Genomic DNA, 21,565 nt, shown 5'->3' on the forward strand with positions numbered 1-21,565 from the left:
GCGACAAATCTCCCGGCTCACGATGGTGACGATCATGACGCGCACCGCACGCCTGCTGATCCTGCTCACGCTTGCCTGGATTCCGCTTGCACGCGCGGAAACAGACCTGTTGGCCGCCGCGAAGGACGCCCTAGCACACGATCCCGGCTATGCGGCCGCACTTGCCCAGCATCAGGCCGACGCGACCAAGCGCCGACAGGGACACGCAGGTTTCCTGCCCCAGGTCGTGGCGACCGGGAACGTGCGTTACGGAACCGTCGATCAGGAAACCACCGGCGCACATTTCTCTGGCGGCGGCTTCGGTTCCAGCAACGGCATCGCTTTCGACACGCGCGCGGCCGGTGCGACCGGCGCCGGCTGGGCCATCACGATCAAGGAAAACCTGTTCAGCGCCGAACGAAACGCCGTCGCCGTCCAGATGAATGCAGCCGCTGACGCCGGCGACGCGCAACTGGCCGAGGCCCGTCAATCCGTGATGCTCGAAGTCGCGCAGACCTACTTCGCCATCCTGCTCGCGGAAGACGACGTAGCCGCGCTGAACTCGACCAGGGCCGCGGCACTCGAAGCTCGCGATATCGCACGTGCTCGCTTCGAGACCGGTGATGCGTCGATCACGGACGTCAGGGACGCAGAAGCACGCGCGGACCTCGCGAACGCGCAGCTGATCGCTGCGCAGACGGCGCTCGACCTGAAGCGCGCCGAACTTCGCGACGTCACCGGCAATGCCGACACTGCGCTGCGTCACCTTGGCCGAACGTCGACGCTCGATGCCATCGATGCGGGCGACTTCGCTGACTGGCAAGCGCGCGCGATGACGGGCAACCCGCTGATCGCGCTGCGCAGGCTGGGCATGGAAAGCGCAAGGGCGGAGGCAACAAGGTATCGCCCCGGAGCCGGGACGACGGTCGACGCGTTTGCATCGTACATCGGCGATCGGACGAACGGCACCGGCTATGGCGGAAACAGTTCGATGCGCAGCAACAGCGCGGTCGTCGGCGTCATGGTGACCATTCCGCTGTACACGGGGGGCTTGCGCAATGCCAAGCGCGATGAAAGCGCGGCATTGCTGCGCAAAGCCGGGTTCGACGAGGAAGCCGCGCGCATCGCGGTTGCGCGCGAGGTCAGACAGGCGTTTCTGGGCCTGCGTAGCGCAATGGCGCAAGTCGCCGCCCTTGCGCTGGCATTACGTTCGGCCGAACGCCAACTGAATGCGAACCAGACGGGATTCGAGGCCGGCGATCGGCCATCCATCGACGTGCTGAATGCGCAACAGGCGCTGTATACGACCCGCCGGGATCTCGCAGCCGCCCGTTATCAGGTTGTGATGAACCGATTGCGGCTCGCTGCCGCCGCCGGTGAGCTCGATGAGACGCTGCTGGCACGGATCAACGGCTATCTTCAATAGCCGGGCCACCGGCATTCCGGTTTCACGCGGCGGTGCGCATGGATTTTCATCTGAACCGCTCCAGCAGGCAATCAAATCCAGGAGGAGACGATATGGCTCAAATCGTGATAGTGGGCGCCGGACTCGGCGGCCTGTCGATGTCCTTTGCGATGCGCAAGGCCGCGCGGACGGACGACTCGGTGATGGTGCTGTCGGAGAGCACACGATTCCATTTCGTGCCGTCGAATCCGTGGGTAGCCGTCGGGTGGCGCAACCGCAACGACATCTCGGTCGATCTGCAGCCCATACTTCAGAAGCGAGGTGTAGGCTTCGATGCGGGCGGCGTGAAACGGGTTCATCTGGAGCGAAACGAAGTCGAACTGGCAAGCGGCGACACGGTCGCGTACGACTACCTGATCATCGCGACGGGCCCGAAGCTCGCGTTCGACGAAATCGACGGGCTCGGTCCGCAGGCCAACACGCAGTCGATCTGCCATGTCGATCACGCGGAAGCGGCGGCGACATCCTGGGATGCGTTTGTCCGAAACCCCGGCCCCGTGGTGGTGGGGGCAGTACAAGGCGCGTCCTGCTTCGGGCCGGTCTATGAATACGCGATGATCATGGATACCGATCTTCGCCGGCGCAAGATCCGCGACCGCGTACCGATGACGCTCGTTACCCCCGAACCGTACGTCGGCCATCTGGGACTGGGCGGAGTCGGCAATTCGAAAGGCATGCTCGAGTCGACGTTGCGCGAGCACGACATCAAGTGGATCTGCAACGCGAAAACGAATCGCGTGGAGCCGAACACGCTGTATGCGACCGAACTCGACGATCTCGGGCACGAGCGGCGCACGCACGAACTGCCATTCGGCTATTGCATGATGCTGCCTGCCTTCAGAGGCGTCGACGCAGTGTCCGGCATCGGCGATCTGACCAATCCGCGCGGCTTCGTGCTGATCGACGAATTCCAGCGCAACCCGACGTACCGGAACGTGTATGCAGTCGGCGTGTGCGTCGCGATCGCGCCGCTCGAGCCCACGCCGGTCCCGACCGGCGTGCCCAAAACCGGATTCATGATCGAATCGATGGTGCATGCCGCGGCGGAGAACATCCGTGCTTCCCTCGACGGTCACGAACCGTCGGCGCGCGCGACATGGAATGCCGTCTGCCTGGCGGATTTCGGCGATCGCGGGATCGCGTTCGTCGCACTTCCGCAGATTCCACCACGCAACCTGAACTGGTCGAGCGAAGGAAAATGGGTGCACGCGGCAAAGATCGCGTTCGAGAAGTATTTTCTCCATCGCATGAGAACCGGCGCGACCGAGCCGGCATACGAGCGCCTGCTGCTAGACATGCTGGGCATCAGAAAGCTGAAACACTGAGCGAGTCGGCTCACGCGGTACTCGTCGCACGAGCAAGGAGGGAACGTCATGCATATCGTCTGCAGTCGCTGCTTCGCCGTCAATCGGCTCGATGTTGACCGTCTTGGCGAACACCCGTTGTGCGGCACATGTGGCGCGCCCCTGCTAACGGGCGAGCCAGCGAACCTTGATGAGCGCCATTTCGCCACGTTCGTGGGCCGGAACGACCTTCCGGTGGTGGTCGATTTTTGGGCCAGTTGGTGTGGGCCATGCCAAGCGATGGCGCCGCAGTTCGCCGCGGCCGCGCGGCGTTTGACCGGCTCCGTGCTGTTTGCCAAGGTGGAAACGGACCATGCACAACACATTGCCGCTCAATATCGAATCCAATCGATACCCACCGTTGTTCTGTTTCGCAACGGAATCGAACGCAATCGCCGCACTGGCGCGATGTCGGGCGACCAGATCACTCAGTGGGTGACGTCTGTCTAAGTACATTGGTAACGAGGCACAGAAGTTCGATTGCGCATCGAAATCGAAGACCACTGACAGGCGGTTCCCCGCGGACTTTCTCGTTCCACTAAGTCTCGCGGAAGCCCTGCTCTTCAACAATAGATGACCGCCTGAATCATAGGCGTTCGGGCTCTGGTCAGACGGTCCGACGGTGCGGCAGATGGGGCAAAAAAATCCCGGCAACTGCCGGGGCCAATGCGTGAGTACTACTGCAGGCGATTCAAGGGGCAACCGTCGGATTGCCCCCTGTCTCCACGCACGACGTGTCGCGTACTAAACCGACGCGCTTGCGATACGGCGAGCACGCGTCATGATTGATGCCGCTGCGAATGGCAGCGGGGACGTGCAGATCACCGACGGTTACCGCGCGATCGGTTTTCCCGCGGCGTCCTTGATTTTCGCGGCCCACTGCGATTGGATCTCCGCGACGACAGACTTCGGCAGCGAGATGTAATCAAGATCCTGCGCAGCTTGATCGCCGTTCTTGAACGCCCAGTCGAAGAACTTCAGCGTCTCCGCACCTTGCGCCGGCTTGTCCTGCGTCGTGTGCAGAAGTACGAAGGTCGCACCGACAACCGGCCATGCGTCCTTGCCCGGCTCGTTCGTCAGGATCTGGTAAAACGACTTCTTCCAGTCTGCGCCGGCGGCAGCGGCCTTGAAGGTTTCCGTCTGCGGCTGAACCACTGCGCCCGACGCGTTTTTCATAGACGTGTAGTCCATGTGATTTTGCTTCGCATAGGCCCACTCGACGTAGCCGATCGCACCCGGCAGACGCTGCACGAACGCCGCAACGCCGTCGTTACCCTTGCCGCCGGTACCCGTCGGCCAGTTGACCGTCGTGCCTTCGCCTACCTTCGCGTTCCATTCCGGGTTCACCTTCGACAGGTAGTTCGTCCAGATGAAGCTCGTGCCCGAGCCGTCGGCGCGGCGCACCACGGCAATGTCCGTATCCGGCAGTTTGACCTTCGGATTCAGCGCGGTGATTGCCGGGTCGTTCCACTTCTTGATCTTGCCCAGATAGATGTCGCCAAGGACCTGGCCCGAGAGAACGATCTCGCCCGGCTTGATGCCGGGCAGGTTCACTGCGGGCACTACGCCGCCGACGACCGTCGGAAATTGGAGCAGGCCGTCCTTGGCCAGTTCGTCATCTTTTAGCGGCGCGTCCGAGCCGGCAAAATCGACGGTTTTCGCGTTGATTTGCTTGATACCACCGGACGAACCGATGCCTTGGTAGTTAACCTTGCCGCCTCCCGACTTCTGGTAGGCGTCGGCCCACTTCGTATAAATCGGAGCGGCGAATGTGCTCCCTGCGCCTGTAATGTCCGCAGCGTGGGTGCTTGCTGTGAAAGCGGCTAGCACAAGGCCGGCAAGGACAGAAATCCTCATATCATCTCCAGTTCGACGCCAATTCGTCGGGTGCCGAGACGATAGAGACCCAATGTGACTAAAATGTGACGGTACGTCCATTTGGTCCTCGCTCCCACCTCGCACCGCGCGAGTGGGCCGCCTTGTTGATTTCCACCGAGTCTTAACCCACCGGGGATGCGCGGACATCAACATGAAGATTTCACTACGGGCGTGCTTCTTCCGGTTGATGGCGGGACAGCAGCTGGACGTTGAGTTTACGTGCGCCAGCGGCACTGGCACCGGCATCAACAGATCAAAGCGTCGGCAACGGCCGGATTTCCAGGACGAATCCACCGAAGAGGTACGGTTTCATGGGGCAGATGCACTGACAAACTCCCGTCAACCGGCGAAGGCTCCCCCGGTTGACCTTACAGCGCTGCGTTCATAATCGACTGGCCGCAGTCGCCGGACTAGGGATCGGTATCAAATGACTATTGGTGGCCGGGCAAATCGGTTGAAAGATTGCGAACGGCCGATTTACGATGGAGAGCCGACGGCTGAACGTCTGCTCGATCGCAAGCGCGAACGACGCCTCATGGCCGGAGGTCGCCCTACGTCTCCGCGCCCGGGCTCGGCCGGCGGCAGCCGACCCATATCCGTCTCTTCTGCGAACACTGAGGCCAATGACAGCTTTGTGCCTATAAGGGGACGTCCGCACGGTCACATTGCAGATGACCGTCACCGCACTTCTACGAAGAGCGATGTCGTGCGGTGTAGTGCTCTTGCGCACATGTCGTTGGGCGGTTCCCCTATTCAACGAATCGTGGCTTTCGGGCGCAGCCGTTATGCGGTTTTCACAGAAGTTCGAGCGCCAGCGCGATTCCCTGTCCTCCGCCAATGCATAGCGTCACGATACCGCGCCGGCCCCCACCACGCTGCATCTGGTGCAACAGCCGGGTGGTCAGTACGGCCCCGCTCGCACCGATCGGATGTCCGTGCGCAATGGCTCCGCCCTCCACATTTACGATGTCTTCCGCGAAACCGAGTTCACGCGAGCAAGCCAAGGCGATCGCCGCGAACGCCTCGTTGATTTCCACGCAATCCACGTCGGCGACAGACCAGCCAGCGCGTGCGATGGCCTGTCGCACTGCCGGAATGGGGCCGAGTCCGAACAAACTCGGCTCCACCGCTCCCACGCCGTAACTGACCAGCCGTGCCATCGGTGTCAGGCCATTGCTTTCGGCCCAGGCGCGCCCGGCGACAAGCATCACAGCCGCCCCACTGTTCAAGCCGGGCGCATTGCCCGCGGTAATCGTCCCGTCCTTGCGAAAAGCCGGCTTGAGCTTGGCAAGCGATTCGGCGCTGGTGTCTGGCCGGTTGTGCTCATCGCGGTCAAAGACCGTCGCTCCCTTGCGACCTGGAATCTCCAGCGGCGCGATCTCGGCATCGAAGAGACCTGCGGCCTGGGCCTTCGCGAAACGCTGCTGGGAGCGAAGCGCCCATCGATCCTGGTCTTCTCGCGAGATGCCGCACTTCATGACGAGATCCTCGGTGTGCCAACCGGAATGCTGACCGCTGAAAGCATCGTTGAGTCCATCGAGCAGCATGCTGTCGAACAGTGTCACATCGCCCATCCGCGCGCCCCAGCGTCCCTGCGGCAACAGGTAGGGGGCGCGGTCCATGCTTTCCATACCCCCTGCGACCGCGCAGTCGATCATGCCGGCCCAGATTTCGTTGGCCGCGCTGGCAATTGCCTGCGCGCCTGACCCACACACGCGGTTAACCGTGAGCGCGGGAACTTCGACCGGCAAGCCTCCAGCGATGCCAGCCTGCCGTGCCGGGTTCATTTTCACACCCGCCTGAATGACGTTGCCCATTACCAGCGATTGAATCTTGGCAGGCGGCAATCCGGCGCGCTTGAGGCTTTCGCGGATAACGGCAGCGCCAAGCGTTGGTGCCGCTACGTCCTTGAGCGTCCCACCATAGGTTCCTATCGCGGTGCGTACCGGGCTGCACAAGACGACGTCAACGTTGCTCATGGCATTACTCCTCAAAGGAATCGTACGAACTCAGGGTGGTACGGCAGATCGTGCCCGCAATGCGGTTGCGGGGGGATGCTGTCAAAGACGGTGCCGTATTTCTTCAAGCTTGGATGCTGCAATCCTGTACGGTGGCGTGGTCATCGGGACAGGTCTGTTCGCGGACGAAATGTGCCTTTCATGATGTCCAGGGGCGGTCCTAGCCATCTTGACGTGTATCAACGCGCCCACCATCATCGCCCGGCAACCTGAATCACGGTGATGAACGAGCCACCATCAGCGACAGATCAGGGAGGTTGCCTTGAAAGACATCGATCGGGGTTACGGGGCCGTCGCGCGGACGGTGCGGCTCCTCTCCCTCGTGTCTGCGGTCGCAGTCGCTGCGATTGCCATGAATTCACGTAGTCGCGATCGCGTCATGTCGGTATCCACCCGGTAGAGCAAAGAAGCGCGTGCCCGCCGTATGATTTCACTCAACCGTCGAACAGGATGCCGGCGCCAGGCTCCGGCACGATTCCAGGTGGGATATTCCATGAAACGCCGTTCAGCAACAGTCGTCGCTGCATCGATTCTGGCCCTGCTCGGCATGGTGGTTGTTTCGCCGTTCGCCCTTGCCGATGCCACCGCACGCCAGAAGGAGGTCGCGCAACACGGCGCGAACGTGATGCTGTTCTCGCTCGCGGCCACCACCCACATCTTCACGAAGACGGCCGACGGCGGCATCCAGCGGGTCGTCACGAAGCGCCCCGACGCGCGGCAGACCGCGCTGATCCGCGGACATCTCGCCGCGATCGCCCGTCGCTTCTCGGCGGGAGACTTTGGCGCGCCTGAGCAGATCCACGGCAACGACATGCCGGGCCTCGCTGTATTGCGTGCGGCCCGACGCGGTGAGCTGACTATCGACTATCACGACGTGCGCCGCGGCGGCGAAATCGTGTATCGCAGCGAGCAGCCTCGTCTTGTCGCCGCGCTGCACGACTGGTTCGATGCCCAACTGTCCGACCACGGACACGACGCGATGGCCGGGCACGATCCGGGCGCGATGCATCACCATCCGGCAGACGCTTCGACGCCATGAACGCAGCGGAGGATTGAAATGAGTACGCCGGTTGAGGACATTCGCCGGGCAACCGCCACGGACTTCGACCGTATCCGCGCGTTGCTGGATACCTGCGGGCTACCGGCGAGCGACCTCACGGCACGGAGCCTCGACGGCTTCCACGTCGCCGTGCGCGACGCCGGGATCGTCGGGGTGGCGGGACTGGAACAAGCCGGCGACGCGGCCCTGTTGCGTTCGATCGCCGTTCACCCGCGCCTGCGCGCATCCGGTCTGGGTACCCGTCTTATCGACGCTTCCGTTGCGCTAGCGCAAACGCGATCGCTGCGCGCGCTTTACCTTATTCCGAATGATGAAGCCGCCCGCACCTTCTTTGCGCGGCGCGGCTTCACGCAGATCGAGCGAACCCAAATTCCCGAGCTGATTCGCGGTCTGCCCGAATTCACGCACCTTTGCCCGCAGACGCATCCGTGCTTGTGGAAACCGCTGCATCCCGATTGTGCCGAGGCCCTGCCATGAAGAAACTCGAAGTGTTCGATCCCGCGATGTGTTGCTCGACGGGTGTTTGCGGTGTCGATGTGGACCCCGTGCTGGCGCAATTCGCCGCGGACCTGAAATGGGTCGAGGCACACGGCGTCACCGTGTCCCGCTACAACCTGGGCCAGGAACCGCAGGCGTTCGCCGCCAACTCCGCGGTGGTCAAGGAAATGGAAGCCGGCATGGAACGACTGCCGATCCTCGTGATCGATGGTCACATCGTATCGACGGGCATGTATCCGTCGCGCCAGCAGCTTGTGCGGAAACTCGGCATCGCGCTGACCACGGCGGAAAAACCACACATCAAGGCCGGCAGCTGCCGCGTGCCGGGCTCAGGCTGTTGCTAGAGAGCGACCATGTCCCTGCCTGAAACGCAAACCCGAAATCTCTTTTTCACCGGAAAAGGCGGCGTCGGCAAGACTTCGCTTTCCTGTGCCACCGGTCTCGCCATGGCAGATGCCGGCAAGCGGGTGCTCATCGTCAGCACGGATCCGGCCTCCAATCTCGACGAGGTACTCGGCGTCGGCTTGAGTCAGTTGCCGACGCCGGTGCCCGCCGCGCCGGGCCTGTTCGCGTTGAATATCGACCCCGAAGCGGCCGCGCAGGCCTACCGGGACAGAATGGTCGGACCCTATCGCGGCGTCTTGCCCGCGGCGGCGATCCGCAATATGGAAGAGCAGTTTTCCGGCGCCTGCACGGTCGAGATTGCGGCCTTTGATGAATTCTCCAAACTGCTCGGCGACCCGGCCGCGACGGCCGATTTCGATCACGTAATTTTCGATACGGCGCCGACGGGGCACACGCTGCGCCTCCTGACCTTGCCTTCGGCGTGGAACGAGTTCATCTCGTCGTCGACGGGCGGTGCCTCCTGCCTCGGGCCGTTAGCCGGACTGGAAAAGCAGAAGGCGCTGTACGCGGCGACCGTCGAACGCCTGTCGAGCGCAGCGCAAACGACCGTCGTCCTGGTGAGCCGGCCCGAAGTCGCCGCACTGCGCGAAGCGAATCGCACGCGGCACGAGCTGGCCGAACTCGGTATTCGCAACCTGGTGCTGGCGATCAACGGCCTCTTTGCCACAGACCGCACCGACGACGCGATTGCGACCGCCATGGCGCAGCGCGCGCAACAGGCGCTGGCCGACATGCCGTGCGAGTTGGCTGGCTTACCGCAGACGCGCATTCCGTTTCTGCCGCGCGGCACGGTCGGGCTGGACGCGCTGCGCGACATGGCGCATCCCGAGCGTGTGCGCATGCCGACCGAACGCCGGATGCCCGAAACCATCTTGCCGCCGGACCTGGGCGGCCTCGTCGATGAGCTGTCGGCGGCGAGCCACGGCGTGATCATGACGATGGGCAAAGGCGGCGTGGGCAAGACCACGGTAGCGGCGGCAATCGCAGTCGCGCTGGCGGGCCGCGGACACGACGTGATCCTCTCGACCACCGACCCGGCCTCGCATGTGGCCGCGACCGTCGATGGCGTCGTGCCTCGGCTGAGCGTCACTCGCATCGACCCGGTGCGCGAAGTGCAGCAGTACACCGAAGAAGTGCTGGGCAAAGCGGCATCCCATCTCGATGCGGGCGGCCGGGCGATGCTCGAAGAAGATCTGCGCTCGCCCTGCACGGAAGAAATCGCCGTCTTCAGGGCTTTCGCGCGCACGGTCGATCAAGGCAAGTCAGGCTTTGTGGTGCTGGACACCGCGCCGACCGGGCACACCATTCTGCTGCTGGACGCAGCAGAGGCCTATCACCGCGAAGTGATGCGCACCCAGGGCGACATGCCAGAGTCGGTCCGCCAGTTGCTGCCGCGTTTGCGCGACCCGAACTACAGCCGGATTCTCATCGTCACGTTGCCGGAAGCGACGCCCGTTCACGAAGCGGAACGGCTGAGCGCCGACCTCGCGCGCGCGGGAATTACGCCGTACGCGTGGGTCATCAACCAGTCGTTGCTGGCGAGCGGTACGACCGACCCGATGCTGTGCCAGCGGGGCACTTACGAGGTGCCGTTCGTGCGCCGCGTGGCGGACGATCTGGCGCAGCGCACCGCGCTCATTCCGTGGCTCCCAGAGGCACCGGTCGGGCCAGTTGGCCTCGAGCACGTGATTAAGTCGCGGGCGACCGAGTAGTGCAGTGCACCGCCCACCGCTTTTAAGCTCAATGGGCCGCGTGACCGCCGGAATTCGAATCAGGAGATGGGACGAAAGCGCATGCCTGCAGACCTTGAAGTTGTAGTCATCGGCGGTGGCCAGGCCGGGCTTGCCACCGCCTACTTCCTGTGTCGTGCGGGGCTCGACTATCTCGTGCTGGATATGCGTCGAAGATCGAGGTGTCGACCACGATCGCGCGCCAACCTGATTCGCGGCAATCAGCGAGACGATGCGTGGATCGATAGCTTTCCAGCGAGAGCGCCACTGTCAACGCGACATGCCGTGCTTTGCGCCTGCTGACCCTGGCCTCCCGCAATTCATTCCAACTCAGCGTGACGACCGAGCTCACAACGCCGGCGACGCCGCCAACTTTCAGCAGATCCATCCAGCCGCTCTGCTTCAGATACTCGATCCACTGAAGCCCCATACCCACCCCCATGTCCTTACGTCGGCCCCAGTATACGGGGCGGCTAACTTCCGATGCCTATGTGATTCCGAGCGAAAGTGAACTTGGGCGATCGAATTCCCGAATCCTGACCCGATTCACGCTTACTGCACCGTTCGCCCCGAGATCCAAGACACCTCAATCACTTACGCTCCGGCCGCGAAAGTTGTTCACAGCGTTGCCCCCAGAGACTGTGAATAACCGGGGCTTCGTCATTCTTCCCGTGAAACTCCTGCCTTGGCCTGCGCCTGGCACCTTATTTCCTGCCCTGTCCCGCGACCGTAGCCAAGCGCTGGACGGCATCAAGGGGCGAGGGACCGGGTTGCCCGCACCATCCCTCGCCTCCTTCCTTGACACCGTCCAGCGCTCGGCTCCTTGGATCGCACGGGCAGGAAACAGGGTGTCAGGCAAAAGCAAAAGCCAATCCCGAGTTCCACCGGGAGCGTTTTCCGCGTGAGCGGCACGGTCATCCCACAGCCCGCCGTTCAACCCTTTTTGCTGTGGAGATTGCCATGCAACTCGCTTCTTCTTTCCATTACAGTTCCCCGATGCTTCGGGCCGACTCACCCCTCTCAGACGACCAGATTCGCCGCGTTGCACCGTCCATCTTCGGCAACGGCAAGCACGAAAGCCGCTCGGAGCGCTACACCTACATTCCGACAATCGACGTATTGCGAGGCTTGCGTAACGAAGGATTCCAGCCGTTCATGATCTGCCAGACCCGCGTGCGCGATCCGGGCAAGCGCGACTACACGAAGCACATGCTTCGCCTTCGCCACGCCGAGCAGATCAATGGCGACGAAGCCAACGAAATCGTGTTGATGAACTCGCACGACGGCACGAGTAGCTACCAGATGCTCGCCGGCTTGCTGCGCTTTGTCTGCCAGAATGGCATGGTTGCGGGCGACAACGTCGCCGATATTCGCGTGCCGCACAAAGGGAACATCATTCAGGACGTCATCAATGGTGCGTTCGACGTGCTCGACGGTTTCGAGCTGATTCGCGAACAAAAGGAAGGCATGCGCGACGTTTCGCTGAACCGTGACGAGCAGCATGCGTTCGCCCGCTCCGCGCTCGCGCTGCGCTACGATCCAACCGATGCCGAGGCTCCTGCCCCGATCACCGAAAGCCAGTTGCTCGCTCCCCGCCGTTTCGAGGATCGCCGTGACGACCTCTGGACGGTGTTTAACCGGGTGCAGGAAAATCTCACGAAAGGCGGGCTGCATGGACGCTCGCGCACCGGGCGTGCAATGTCCACACGCCCCGTTACCGGAATCGACCAGAACGTAAAGCTCAATCGCGCCCTATGGATGCTGGCCGACGCCATGCGCCAAATGAAAGTGTAAGTGCCGTAGGGCGGCATCGCGTCGCCCTACTCAAACCAATCCCGTCAGGATAACTATTCGATTTTTTCCTGACAGGCTCTCCTTAAGTCCGTCATATAAGCCATATCACTGCTAGCAAACGGTAGTTGGCGAAGTTTGCGCGGCTCCCGAATATTCTCACCGACCGGGACGTCCCGACCTCGAGTAACAGGCGCGCGAGCGCACCGGGCGACCTCACCGCGCCAATTGCACATGATCTGTCAGCTTGGCGAACATCGTGCCGTATATCGCACGCCAGCGCAGCAGTTCCGCCCGCTCACCAATATGCATCGTTTGCGCCGCCTTCCCGACCGACAGGCGCTGGCTACGTAACTCGTCCGCGACGCGATCCGCAAGGTCGGGAAAATCCAACGATTGGCCTTGTGCTTCAACGGCGTTGCGTAATTGCGAGTCCCGATAAAGGGTGAATTTATCTGGCGAACCAAAGTAGCCATTGCGCACAACATGCGTGATTGCGTTGGGGAACGTCGCGCCGAACTTGAGCAGCAATTCGAGACTATCGCGTTGCCGGTTGATGACCCACAACACGACCAGACGCCGGGCGAGCTCATCGAGCGCGCTAGCGAGCGTTCCTCCGTACTGCTCGACACCCGCCTGACTCCGGGCTGCCGTGTTGACGACAACGATCGCGTCCCGGTGCGTATCGCAGAAGTTAACAAAGTCGATCCAGCCGCTGACGTCGTCCAAATTACATGACGCGCACTCGATTTCGGCATGGACCGCCTTCATGACATCAGGATTGGACGTGTCCGTCTCCACCAGCACGACGTTGATGTCCGTGCGTTGCAGATAGTCGACCAGTGCCAGCGTCACAAAACTCTTGCCGACACCACCCTTGCTACCACCAACCATATAGATGGGGGGATTTTGCCTTGCCATGTGAGACCTCTACAAGTTCTCGGTATCCGGGCTGATCGGAAATCCAAGAAAGCCCTGTACCTGTTGCCCCGGCCTGGTTGTCCCCGTGTTCTCTTTCTGCTGCAATCCCGTGCGCGGCGGGTTGTCGCGTGACGCATTGGCCCGTGCTGACTTCCTGCCTCGAGCAGGCGCTGTCGCCTGCTCTCGTGCCGTGTCTCGATTGCCTCGCCGAACCCTTCCCTTTCCGTCCGCACGGCGCATCGCATATCTCAGCGAATTGAGATTCACGTCGATGCCGTCTTGCGCGGCCTGCTCTATCAGTTCATACAACGTATATCCCTTCTCCCGCGCCGCCACGATCTGTGTCTGTATAGATTTGACACCGTCCCCGACCTTGACAGGTTGCGCGTCTTTCGGTTTTTCCGGCAGCGCATCCAGCCTACGACCGAACGCTGCCCACTGTCCTCGAGTAAATCTTCTGGCAACCGACATGACGACCTCCGACGCACACCCTTCACTGCATCTTGCGCACGCGTTTACGCTCCGTCAACCCTCGTTCTATGTCGTTTTCGAAGCAAACAGAATGTAGAGGAATGCATAGGAATATGACGGAAAAAGAAATATTTTTGCTCTCGTCAGACGCCTCATCTGACTTCTCATTCGCGCGCGTATGGACACGAATTGCAGTGAACACTGCTGCCCGTCGATTCGCGCTGAATAGCAATCCACAACGCATTCGATGCCACCGGCGCGCACTCGGCATTCACCTCTTCTGCCCGGTCCTTTCAACGCCAGCGCTACACGCGTGCTCCGGCGTTACGCAGACATTCACCGCCGCGCCACTGCGGACCAAACTCGGGTACCACCGGCACGACCCGACGCGGTGCGTCGGACGCACCAATCACTCAAGACATGCTTTCAGGCATTCACCATGCGTTTACACGTGATGCGCTCGAGATCATGCGATCGTGTATGCCCGGCTCACTTCTTGACACCGCTGCATCAAACGCGCCGCACACGGCAACTATACGGACGCAATTTCAGAATGCGCATAGCTTGCACATCACGCATACGGAAGTCACGCTCGGCAGAGAAAACAAGATGAAAAATGAGTGACTGCAGGATAGGCTTGCGCCGGTTCTGGGCGCCATGCACCTCTGCACTGCGCGGAATAGACGTTAGAGCGATGAAACGCGGCTTCGCGACCGGTGGAAGTTCGGCTACTGTCCGGCTGCGCCCTCGGCTCTGCAATAGTCCGCATCACCCTTCTGACAACATATGTCAATGGTGAGCAGCACACACTAGGAAGTACATCGAGTCCGGGCCATCGCAGGTGATACCGCCAGTCCATATCTAATGAGGCCGGTCGCCATCATAGTGCTGTCCGTTAAGGTTGGCTGTGTCGAAGACGCCGGTCATCGTTTCTAGGCAGGGCCGTTGACGGGACTTCTTCTAGCCGAAGAGACATTGGCCCTACACGACGTCCCGAATTCGTCTACAGATCACGATCGTCAGATCGTACGATCCGTGAACGTGCCGACCTCTTAGTTCCCCTACGAATCACCGTTCTTTTTCACACGGTGGGTTGATCCCCCCATGGTGTCCATAAGCGCCAGCATTGCAATGCGCTGATCTGCGTCGAGAGCCCTGTATCTAGTCAGGATCTGCTGTTCCTCAACAGTCGATGCAAGCGTCGCGACCCTCCCGGTAAGCAAGTAGTACACGTCCACGCCGGCAGACGCCAGTCCGACGAGGTAATCGGAATTCGGTCGGCGCGTCCCTCGCTCGTAATGAAACTGAGCCTGCTTGTGGACCCCGCCCAGCTCTGCAAATTCGGGCTGGGTCAAGCGCATGCGCTTGCGTTCCTGCTTGAGGCGTGTCTGGAAATCATCCATTTGTCATATTTCGTTCGTTGACAATGGTACAAACGAGTACTAATCTCGTCATACCATTTGACTTCTCGATGTTACCGCACGTTGTTGAGCGGGGCCCCATCATGCCTGCTCGCACAAGCGGCGAATCGGTCCGGAGGAAACCATGGCCAACTACATACTCCGCGGCGCGCTACCGGTCGGTGCCCACTTTCGCCATGCACACGCCGAAAACCTCGCCAGCAAGTTGACCGAACAGGTCAATGTCGATGTTTATTTTGCCACCGACACAGTTGCGCACTGTCTAGTCATCTGCCTCACAGGCGGACTATTACCGAACGCATGGCTCGCGGTGGAAAAAGTGCTTGCCGACTTTGCGCAGAAACACGCAAGCGCCGCTGCAATTTTCACAAGGAATTGGGCCGGCGACGTTTCATTCTTGCCGCTCGGCCTAGACCGGCATATCGACCTCTCCCGAGATTCCATTATCTGGACTCGCACACCAGAGCATTGCCCGTCGACGGCGCATGGCGACTCCTGACTTTTCTCCCGAACGCCCAGCACGGCAGCACGCCGTCGCATGGTCGCTGGCCGCCTGTCCCACGCCGGAGCATCCAGTCAGTCGCTTAACCTGTCCGGCGAAACATCAGCGGAGTGACGATCATGGAGATCGAAGATGCCCTAGACAAGGGCGAATATGTATTGTGCGGCGCGATGCCAGTGGACACAGATATGGAGCTCGAGCATCTCGAAAGCGTTCGTCGGCACTTGGGCGGCATTGCAGACGTATATCTCACGCGTGACGATGCAGCGAACACGGTCGCAATCCGCGTATCTGGATCCATTTCGCGTGACGATGCGAAAGTAATCGACCGACGGATCCAGAAATTTGCACACGATCATTGCAGCGCCGGGGCCATCCTGTGGCGCGGATGGAACAATTCGTGGAAATGGTTCGTGGTGGGGCTGGATTGGCAAGCTCAATGCCTGCTGAAGCTTGCAGCAGCTGAGGCGCAGTTCGAGCGCCTTGAGGAAAGAGGCTTCGATTTCATTTTCTGGGTCCATTTGGCTGCGGCCTCCGACAGCGGTCACAATCAACGTGGCACCTCGGTCGGTCGCCTTTCAATTGAGGCAGAAAGGCTGGAGTGACTTGTGATCAGTTTTACGACAGCGGCAACGTCGACAGTGCTGCACAAGTTGTGCGGGGGCGGGCGACGTCGCTACAGCCGGAATACCGATCGGACGCCGCCTCGCTCGGCGGAAGTCCGTGCCGTTCCCGCGAGAACCACTCAACGTGTGGGGGCAAATGTGGGGGCAAAATCCGCCCCAAATGGAAAAGGACTTACGGCTTTCACCGTAAGTCCTTGATTTTCCTGGTCGGGGCGAGAGGATTTGAACCTCCGACCACCTGCACCCCATGCAGGTACGCTACCAGGCTGCGCTACGCCCCGAAAGAAAAAAATTATAACAGACAGTTTCCCAATTTAGAACGGGTCACATGCATTTTGTGAATGTTCTTGTGAAATTTTTTGGCGTGACGCCTCCCGTGCAGCCAACGACGCGCATGATATGGCGACCTTCGCACCGGCCGCACGGCCCCCGCGCATCGCATTCAAAGCTTGCGCGCGATACAGATGACCGTCAGGCCGGCGACGCGGTTGAAGCGAAACATCGGCAACTCGATCCGGCAGATCGTCTTGAGCAAGCCGTTGACGAACGGATGGTGACGGCGCAATTGCGACGCCGGCTCGCGCGGATGCCGACGCGCCCGCTCCCCCAGCCGCAGCGCTGCCGCAAGCGGAAACGTAAGGCCGAAATAATAGGCGCCGTGCTCGACGTCGAGCCCCGCGCGGCGCACCACGTCCTCGAGACTGCCGAGCGTATATCGGCGCTTGTGCTCGAGAAAATCGTCATGGCCGCTCCAGAGGAACTGGAACGCGGGAACCGTGATCAGGAACCGGCTTCCGGAAGGCGCGCCCGCCACATAACGTGCGAGTAAACCGACGTCGTCGTCGACATGCTCGAGCACGTCCATCAGCAACACGAGATCGGCATCGAATCGTTCGACGGAGCGCCGAAAGTGGATGGGCTTGCCGGCCGCCTCCGCGTCGGTATCGTCGGCGTAGCTCGTATCGACACACCATGCCTCCGACGCCTGCGTACGCTCGAGCAAGTGCTTCGAGAAGAAGCCGGAGCCTGCACCGACATCGAGTATCCGGTTCGCGCCCGATGCACCCAGGAACCGGCGGATCGCACTCGCCTTCGACGCGTAGTACCAGTGATCGCCCACGCCCGCACCCAGTACGTCGACTTCCTTGAGATCCATGACGCTTCCCCGTGATGGCTACTTGTGCTTTGGTCGATACAGCCACTGTCGCCGATCTTACCTCGCCGCTGCCACCGATCCTACCCGTCGACGACGCACATCCGCTATCGGTATCCCGCATTCCGCCCTAATCGAAAAGGACGATGGCCGGTTCGCCGCAAATCGCTACCGTGCGCTTACCCGGCGCGAGACCGATGCGCGCGGGCGATCCGTCCGACTGCATGCCGCTCGATGCGGCCCGCCCCGGCTTTGCCGCGTCGCGTGCGAGACACGAGGCGGCGTCGGTCACCACCGCGGTCGCGACCGCTTGCAACCTTCTCCGACAAAGGACATTGAATGCATCAGAAAAACGAAATTTCACGTCGACATTTTCTCCGGCTGGGTGCCGGCACGATAGGTGCGGCGCTCGGGAGCGCGTCATTTCTGTCGGCATGCGGGGGCGACTCGATTTCGGTCGCGCCGGTCGCGACGCCGCGGCTGGGTTCCGCATCGAATTTTCGCGACACGGCCGGCCCGGACGGAGCCGGTTATGTAACGACGAGCGGCGCGAAGATGAAGAAAGGCGTGATCTATCGGTCATCCGCGCTCGCGTTATCCGCCGCCGACATCGCCACCGTCGGCACGCTCGACATCAGGCAAGTCTGCGACCTGCGCACGCCCGCCGAGATCAAGACACAACCGGATGCGCCGCTGGTCGGTGCCACATGGCAAAACCTCAACGTGCTCGGAGCCGCCAGCATCACCCCGATCCCGACGACCGGCGCCACCGCGACAGCGTTCATGTCGAGCATGTATCGTGCGTTCGTCACGTCCGACTCCGCGCATGCCAGCTATCGTGCACTCTTCACCGGCTTCGCTGCCTCCGGCGAGAACCTGGTGTTCCACTGCACGGCCGGCAAGGACCGCACTGGCTGGGCCACCGCCATTCTGCACACGATCCTCGGCATCTCCGGGCAGACGATACTCGCCGACTACCTGTTGACCAACGCCTACAGCGCGTCGGAAATCTCCGCCTCGATCGCCCAGGCACAAAAAGCCGGCGGGCAAAATGCGGCAGACATGATGACCGCGCTGCAGGGCGCGCACGCTGACTATCTGCAGGCGGCATTCGATCAGGTCACCGCGTCGTACGGCTCGATGGCGTCGTATATCGCGAACGGCCTGCAACTCGACCAGGCAACGCTGAACGCCATCCGGCAGCACATGCTGGCCTGATCCACCCGCGGGCCGCTTCGACGGGGCCGGATCGCATCTGCGCTTCGATCGCAGCGGCCGCTGCGTCTCGTATCCGGCGGAACCCTTACCGGCCAAGGCCTGGGCGGGTTTTCCCGGTTGCAACGAAAGCCGCCTGGGGCGGGCCGCGCGAACCAAACGACCGTTTGATCCGCGCGCCCGACCACCCCGAATCCGTTGTCCCGCAGCACGCTGGCCCACTCTGCCCGGGCGCCCGTTGTTTGGTAACGCCGCTCTAGCGTGCTATGCCACACTGCACGGCATCGACGCTCGCGCCGTGTAGTGGCGCGCACCGCCGTCGATCACGACAAGACATGGAGACAGACGATGCGGAATGCGGTCCGGCGCGGCCATCGCTCGCCTTTGGCAATTTTCGACTGGATTTCCGGCCCGCAACGCGCGGCCCGGCCTATCTCGCCCGGAACATCCCGCGTGTTCGGCTGCGGCATGCTGGCGCTTGCGCTGCTTTGTACCGGTTGCGCGGAATCGTCGGCGCAGCGTGACGGCAACACGTCGGTCGCGTCGACGAAGATCGAACGCACCAAGGCCGAGCGGCTCGCCCGCGAGCAGCAGCTCGCACGTACCGTGCCGTCGCTCGCATCGATCAGCCTGACGCAACCGCGCCCGTTCACGCTGCGCGACTCGGGCCAGAACGGCGCGATGACGTTCCTGCGCGACGTCGATTTCCGTATCGTCAACAACCTCGGCTTCTTCATCCATCAGTTGTCCGCCACGCTGGTGCCGACGCAGGCCGGCACGCCGATCGTGTTCGACGATCCGACGAGTTTCGAGATCGACGTGCATGAAGGCACGGTCACGCTCGACAACGCGAAGCTGACCGCGCTCTTCAACACCTACATCTTCGGCTACCGCAACGCGCCGCTGCGCAAGCTCGCCGTGTCGGCCGGCGACGGCGTGATTCACCTCCAAGGCGAGATGCAGCGCGACGGCTGGGTGCCGTTCTCGCTGACCGGCACGCTCGCGATCCGCGACGGCAGCCAGCTCGTGTTCCATCCGACGGGGGTGCGCGTTTCGGGCATCAACGCGCAGCCGGTGATGCGCGCGGCCAACGTGAAAATGGCCGACTTGCTGAAAGTCCAGACACCGATCGCGCAACTCGCCGGCGACGATCTCGTGATGTCGGTCGACAAGCTGATGCCGCCGCCGCGCCTGAAACTCACGATCACCGCGGTGCGCGTGACACCGGCCGGCCTCGACCTGAAGCTCGACGACGGCACGCACGCCGGCTTCGCGATGCCTGCGAATGCGCCCCAGCAAGCCATGTACATTCGAGGCGGCGACGTGAAGTTCATGCGCTCGATGCCGATGAACGCGGACATCCTGATCGGCCCGGTCGATCCGGCGAAGCGCGACCAGACTTTCGTGTTCGACCTGTACCACTATCGCGACCAGGTGTCGGCCGGCTACTTCAATTTCGACGAAAGCGGTGCGATGGCGATCCGGATGCCTTCGTACACGGGCCCGGCCAGCGGCGCGCTGCTCGGCAACGCGGCCGCGCGCCTGAACGACAGCTTCCTCGCCGCGCAGCAGACTGCGCTGCGTGACATACGCCAGCACTGGGAAGCCTACGCACTCGCGGCGAACGCCACGCACCCCGGCATGCAGAAGGTCGCCATGCGGCGCACGTCGACCACGCCGTTCAACGAGCGGCACGTGTCGAACCGCAACCCGACGATCCATCTGCGCAACGTCGATTTCAACCTGTCCGGGGATATCGGCTTTCACGTCGAGGATCTCGACGTGGAACTCGTATCGAAGCGGCCCGGCGAACCCGTCGATCTCGACGACCCGAACCAGTACGACATCCGGATTCTCGGCGGCACGGTCGTCGAGTCGTGGAAGGCGATGTCCGCGCTCTTCAACGACTATCTGCTCGACTACTCGCCGCGCTCGCTCAACGACCTGCAGCTGAGCGCGGACGGCACGAACCTGCGTGTCCAGGGCGGCATCAAGCTGTGGAACCATGTGCCCGGCGTCTGGCTGCCGACCGACATGAAGGGCTCGCTGTCCGTGCTCGACGACCGGCATCTCGCGTTCAAGCCATCCCAGGTGTCGGTGCTCGGGGTTCCGCAGGCGAAGCTGCTGCGTTCGCTCGGCATCGAGCTCGCTTCGCTGACGCCGTTGCAGCGTCGCGGCGCGGAACTGCGCGGCGACACGCTCGTGCTCGACCAGTACACCGTGTTCCCGCCCCCCGTGCTGAACGGCAAGCTCGGCCAGGCAACGGTCGAGCGCGACGGGCTGCGCCTCACGTTCAGGCGTCTGGCGGGCTCGCCTGCGCCGCAACGGCCGCAGATCGATGCGCCGAGCTACATGTGGATGGAAGGCGGCGACATGAAGATGTTCAACGTGCTCGAACTGAACGTGCGCGCGCTGATCAGGAATTCGGCCGAGGCAGGCCCGATGCGTTTCGACCTGTACGGCTACCGCAGCCAGGTCGCGCAAGGTTCCGTGCGGATGCTGCCGGACGGCACGCTGGTCGTCGACATGGGCCAAAAGAATCCGCTCGCATCGCGTTGATGTGCATGCGCGACGCGCAGCAAAAAGCCCGGTGGCGCGTCGCCAACCGGGCTTTTCATTTCATGCTTCGCGTTTCGCACTCAGTCGTGCTTCAGTCCATCGATCACGTCGAGCAGCGCCTGCCGCAATGCAATTACGTCGACGGTTGCGCCCGGCTTGCCCGGTGTGCGCGCATCGGCGGCCTGGGCCTCCGGCTCGACGGGTGCCGGCGCGGCCCGCTCGCCGCCCGGTGAATCGAGCCGGTTGCGCGCGCCGTTGATCGTGAATCCCTGCTCGTACAACAACTCGCGAATCCGCCGGATCAGCAGCACTTCATGGTGCTGGTAATACCGACGATTGCCACGCCGCTTCACCGGCCGCAGTTGAGTAAATTCCTGTTCCCAATAACGCAGCACATGCGGCTTGACCCCGCACAGCTCGCTGACTTCACCGATCGTGAAGTAGCGCTTCGCGGGAATCGGAGGCAAGACGACTTTCTCAACCGTAGTGGTCATCGTCGGTTAACCGTCGGTAAAGGGTGCGCGGCGGCC

The 21,565-nt window shown here is 62.1% G+C and carries 21 protein-coding genes and 1 tRNA gene; 13 read left to right on the plus strand and 9 right to left on the minus strand.

Translation table 11 applies throughout. The features are described from left to right. The first annotated feature begins 34 nt into the window (after positions 1-34). The 3 genes from DPV74_RS09525 (at position 35) to trxC (ending at position 3,237) form a co-directional block, all read left to right on the plus strand. Positions 35-1,405, plus strand: coding sequence for a TolC family outer membrane protein (locus DPV74_RS09525; protein WP_239511284.1), 1,371 nt, complete (start codon positions 35-37; stop codon positions 1,403-1,405). A 92-nt stretch (positions 1,406-1,497) separates the two neighbouring features. Next, on the plus strand, positions 1,498-2,769 hold the full coding sequence (locus tag DPV74_RS09530; protein WP_119337059.1) for an NAD(P)/FAD-dependent oxidoreductase: 1,272 nt from the start codon (positions 1,498-1,500) through the stop codon (positions 2,767-2,769). Between the two features lie 48 nt (positions 2,770-2,817). Next, the gene (gene trxC / locus DPV74_RS09535; protein ID WP_091925759.1) at positions 2,818-3,237 is read left to right on the plus strand and encodes a thioredoxin TrxC; all 420 of its coding nucleotides are present in this window, start codon (positions 2,818-2,820) and stop codon (positions 3,235-3,237) included. A 381-nt stretch (positions 3,238-3,618) separates the two neighbouring features. Here the strand turns inward: trxC and pstS are convergent, their stop codons facing one another. Both pstS and DPV74_RS09545 read right to left on the minus strand, forming a co-directional pair. Continuing rightward, entirely contained in the window at positions 3,619-4,644 is a 1,026-nt protein-coding gene (gene pstS, locus DPV74_RS09540; protein ID WP_091925756.1) for a phosphate ABC transporter substrate-binding protein PstS, read from the minus strand. 815 nt (positions 4,645-5,459) lie between these two features. Further along, positions 5,460-6,644, minus strand: a complete 1,185-nt coding sequence (locus DPV74_RS09545; RefSeq protein WP_091925752.1) for an acetyl-CoA C-acetyltransferase — start codon at positions 6,642-6,644, stop codon at positions 5,460-5,462. 532 nt (positions 6,645-7,176) lie between these two features. Here DPV74_RS09545 and DPV74_RS09550 point away from each other — a divergent pair. From DPV74_RS09550 to DPV74_RS09575, 6 genes are all read left to right on the plus strand, one after another. Beyond that, the gene (locus DPV74_RS09550; protein ID WP_091925749.1) at positions 7,177-7,722 is read left to right on the plus strand and encodes an aspartate carbamoyltransferase; all 546 of its coding nucleotides are present in this window, start codon (positions 7,177-7,179) and stop codon (positions 7,720-7,722) included. A gap of 18 nt (positions 7,723-7,740) precedes the next feature. Further along, positions 7,741-8,220: a GNAT family N-acetyltransferase gene (locus DPV74_RS09555; protein ID WP_091925746.1), complete on the plus strand. Its 480-nt coding sequence runs from the start codon at positions 7,741-7,743 to the stop codon at positions 8,218-8,220. Then, positions 8,217-8,585 (plus strand): arsenite efflux transporter metallochaperone ArsD, encoded by a 369-nt coding sequence (arsD, locus tag DPV74_RS09560; RefSeq protein ID WP_091925743.1) that lies wholly within the window; start codon positions 8,217-8,219, stop codon positions 8,583-8,585. The genes DPV74_RS09555 and arsD overlap by 4 nt, the downstream gene beginning before the upstream one ends. A gap of 9 nt (positions 8,586-8,594) precedes the next feature. Beyond that, positions 8,595-10,358, plus strand: a complete 1,764-nt coding sequence (arsA, locus tag DPV74_RS09565) for an arsenical pump-driving ATPase (protein WP_111017233.1) — start codon at positions 8,595-8,597, stop codon at positions 10,356-10,358. 81 nt (positions 10,359-10,439) lie between these two features. Next, positions 10,440-10,679, plus strand: coding sequence for an FAD-dependent oxidoreductase (locus tag DPV74_RS09570; RefSeq protein ID WP_239511285.1), 240 nt, complete (start codon positions 10,440-10,442; stop codon positions 10,677-10,679). Between the two features lie 657 nt (positions 10,680-11,336). Next, the gene (locus DPV74_RS09575; protein WP_119337060.1) at positions 11,337-12,170 is read left to right on the plus strand and encodes a DUF932 domain-containing protein; all 834 of its coding nucleotides are present in this window, start codon (positions 11,337-11,339) and stop codon (positions 12,168-12,170) included. Between the two features lie 213 nt (positions 12,171-12,383). On the opposite strand, the gene DPV74_RS09580 is transcribed toward DPV74_RS09575, so the two are convergent. The 3 genes from DPV74_RS09580 to DPV74_RS09590 form a co-directional block, all read right to left on the minus strand. Next, complete coding sequence (locus DPV74_RS09580) at positions 12,384-13,088, minus strand: protein mobD (protein WP_111017235.1); 705 nt, start codon at positions 13,086-13,088, stop codon at positions 12,384-12,386. 9 nt (positions 13,089-13,097) lie between these two features. After that, positions 13,098-13,559 (minus strand): hypothetical protein, encoded by a 462-nt coding sequence (locus DPV74_RS09585; RefSeq protein ID WP_080938721.1) that lies wholly within the window; start codon positions 13,557-13,559, stop codon positions 13,098-13,100. Between the two features lie 1,061 nt (positions 13,560-14,620). Further along, the gene (locus DPV74_RS09590) at positions 14,621-14,962 is read right to left on the minus strand and encodes a helix-turn-helix domain-containing protein (protein ID WP_111017236.1); all 342 of its coding nucleotides are present in this window, start codon (positions 14,960-14,962) and stop codon (positions 14,621-14,623) included. 142 nt (positions 14,963-15,104) lie between these two features. Here DPV74_RS09590 and DPV74_RS09595 point away from each other — a divergent pair, with 142 nt between their 5' ends. Together DPV74_RS09595 and DPV74_RS09600 are read left to right on the plus strand one after the other, a co-directional pair. Then, positions 15,105-15,479, plus strand: coding sequence for a hypothetical protein (locus tag DPV74_RS09595; protein WP_111017237.1), 375 nt, complete (start codon positions 15,105-15,107; stop codon positions 15,477-15,479). Positions 15,480-15,601: 122 nt separating this feature from the next. Continuing rightward, a complete protein-coding gene (locus DPV74_RS09600) occupies positions 15,602-16,087 on the plus strand; it encodes a hypothetical protein (protein ID WP_111017931.1) in 486 nt (161 codons plus the stop codon). A gap of 225 nt (positions 16,088-16,312) precedes the next feature. Here DPV74_RS09600 and DPV74_RS09605 read toward each other — a convergent pair. The 3 genes from DPV74_RS09605 to DPV74_RS09615 form a co-directional block, all read right to left on the minus strand. After that, positions 16,313-16,389: transfer RNA gene (locus tag DPV74_RS09605), tRNA-Pro, on the minus strand. 161 nt (positions 16,390-16,550) lie between these two features. Next, on the minus strand, positions 16,551-17,264 hold the full coding sequence (locus DPV74_RS09610; protein WP_027787698.1) for a bifunctional 2-polyprenyl-6-hydroxyphenol methylase/3-demethylubiquinol 3-O-methyltransferase UbiG: 714 nt from the start codon (positions 17,262-17,264) through the stop codon (positions 16,551-16,553). A 127-nt stretch (positions 17,265-17,391) separates the two neighbouring features. Further along, positions 17,392-17,625 (minus strand): hypothetical protein, encoded by a 234-nt coding sequence (locus DPV74_RS09615; RefSeq protein WP_162922997.1) that lies wholly within the window; start codon positions 17,623-17,625, stop codon positions 17,392-17,394. Between the two features lie 86 nt (positions 17,626-17,711). Here DPV74_RS09615 and DPV74_RS09620 point away from each other — a divergent pair, with 86 nt between their 5' ends. Together DPV74_RS09620 and DPV74_RS09625 are read left to right on the plus strand one after the other, a co-directional pair. After that, positions 17,712-18,479 carry a tyrosine-protein phosphatase gene (locus DPV74_RS09620; protein WP_240439950.1) on the plus strand — a complete coding sequence of 256 codons (768 nt, stop codon included), beginning with the start codon at positions 17,712-17,714 and terminating at the stop codon, positions 18,477-18,479. A 345-nt stretch (positions 18,480-18,824) separates the two neighbouring features. Next, entirely contained in the window at positions 18,825-21,035 is a 2,211-nt protein-coding gene (locus tag DPV74_RS09625) for a hypothetical protein (RefSeq protein ID WP_119337067.1), read from the plus strand. An 80-nt stretch (positions 21,036-21,115) separates the two neighbouring features. Here DPV74_RS09625 and DPV74_RS09630 read toward each other — a convergent pair whose 3' ends face one another. Continuing rightward, positions 21,116-21,529, minus strand: a complete 414-nt coding sequence (locus DPV74_RS09630; RefSeq protein WP_027787702.1) for a MerR family transcriptional regulator — start codon at positions 21,527-21,529, stop codon at positions 21,116-21,118. Positions 21,530-21,565 lie beyond the last annotated feature (36 nt).

Source organism: Burkholderia sp. HAN2018, from assembly GCF_024704855.1.
GTDB lineage: Bacteria > Pseudomonadota > Gammaproteobacteria > Burkholderiales > Burkholderiaceae > Burkholderia > Burkholderia cepacia.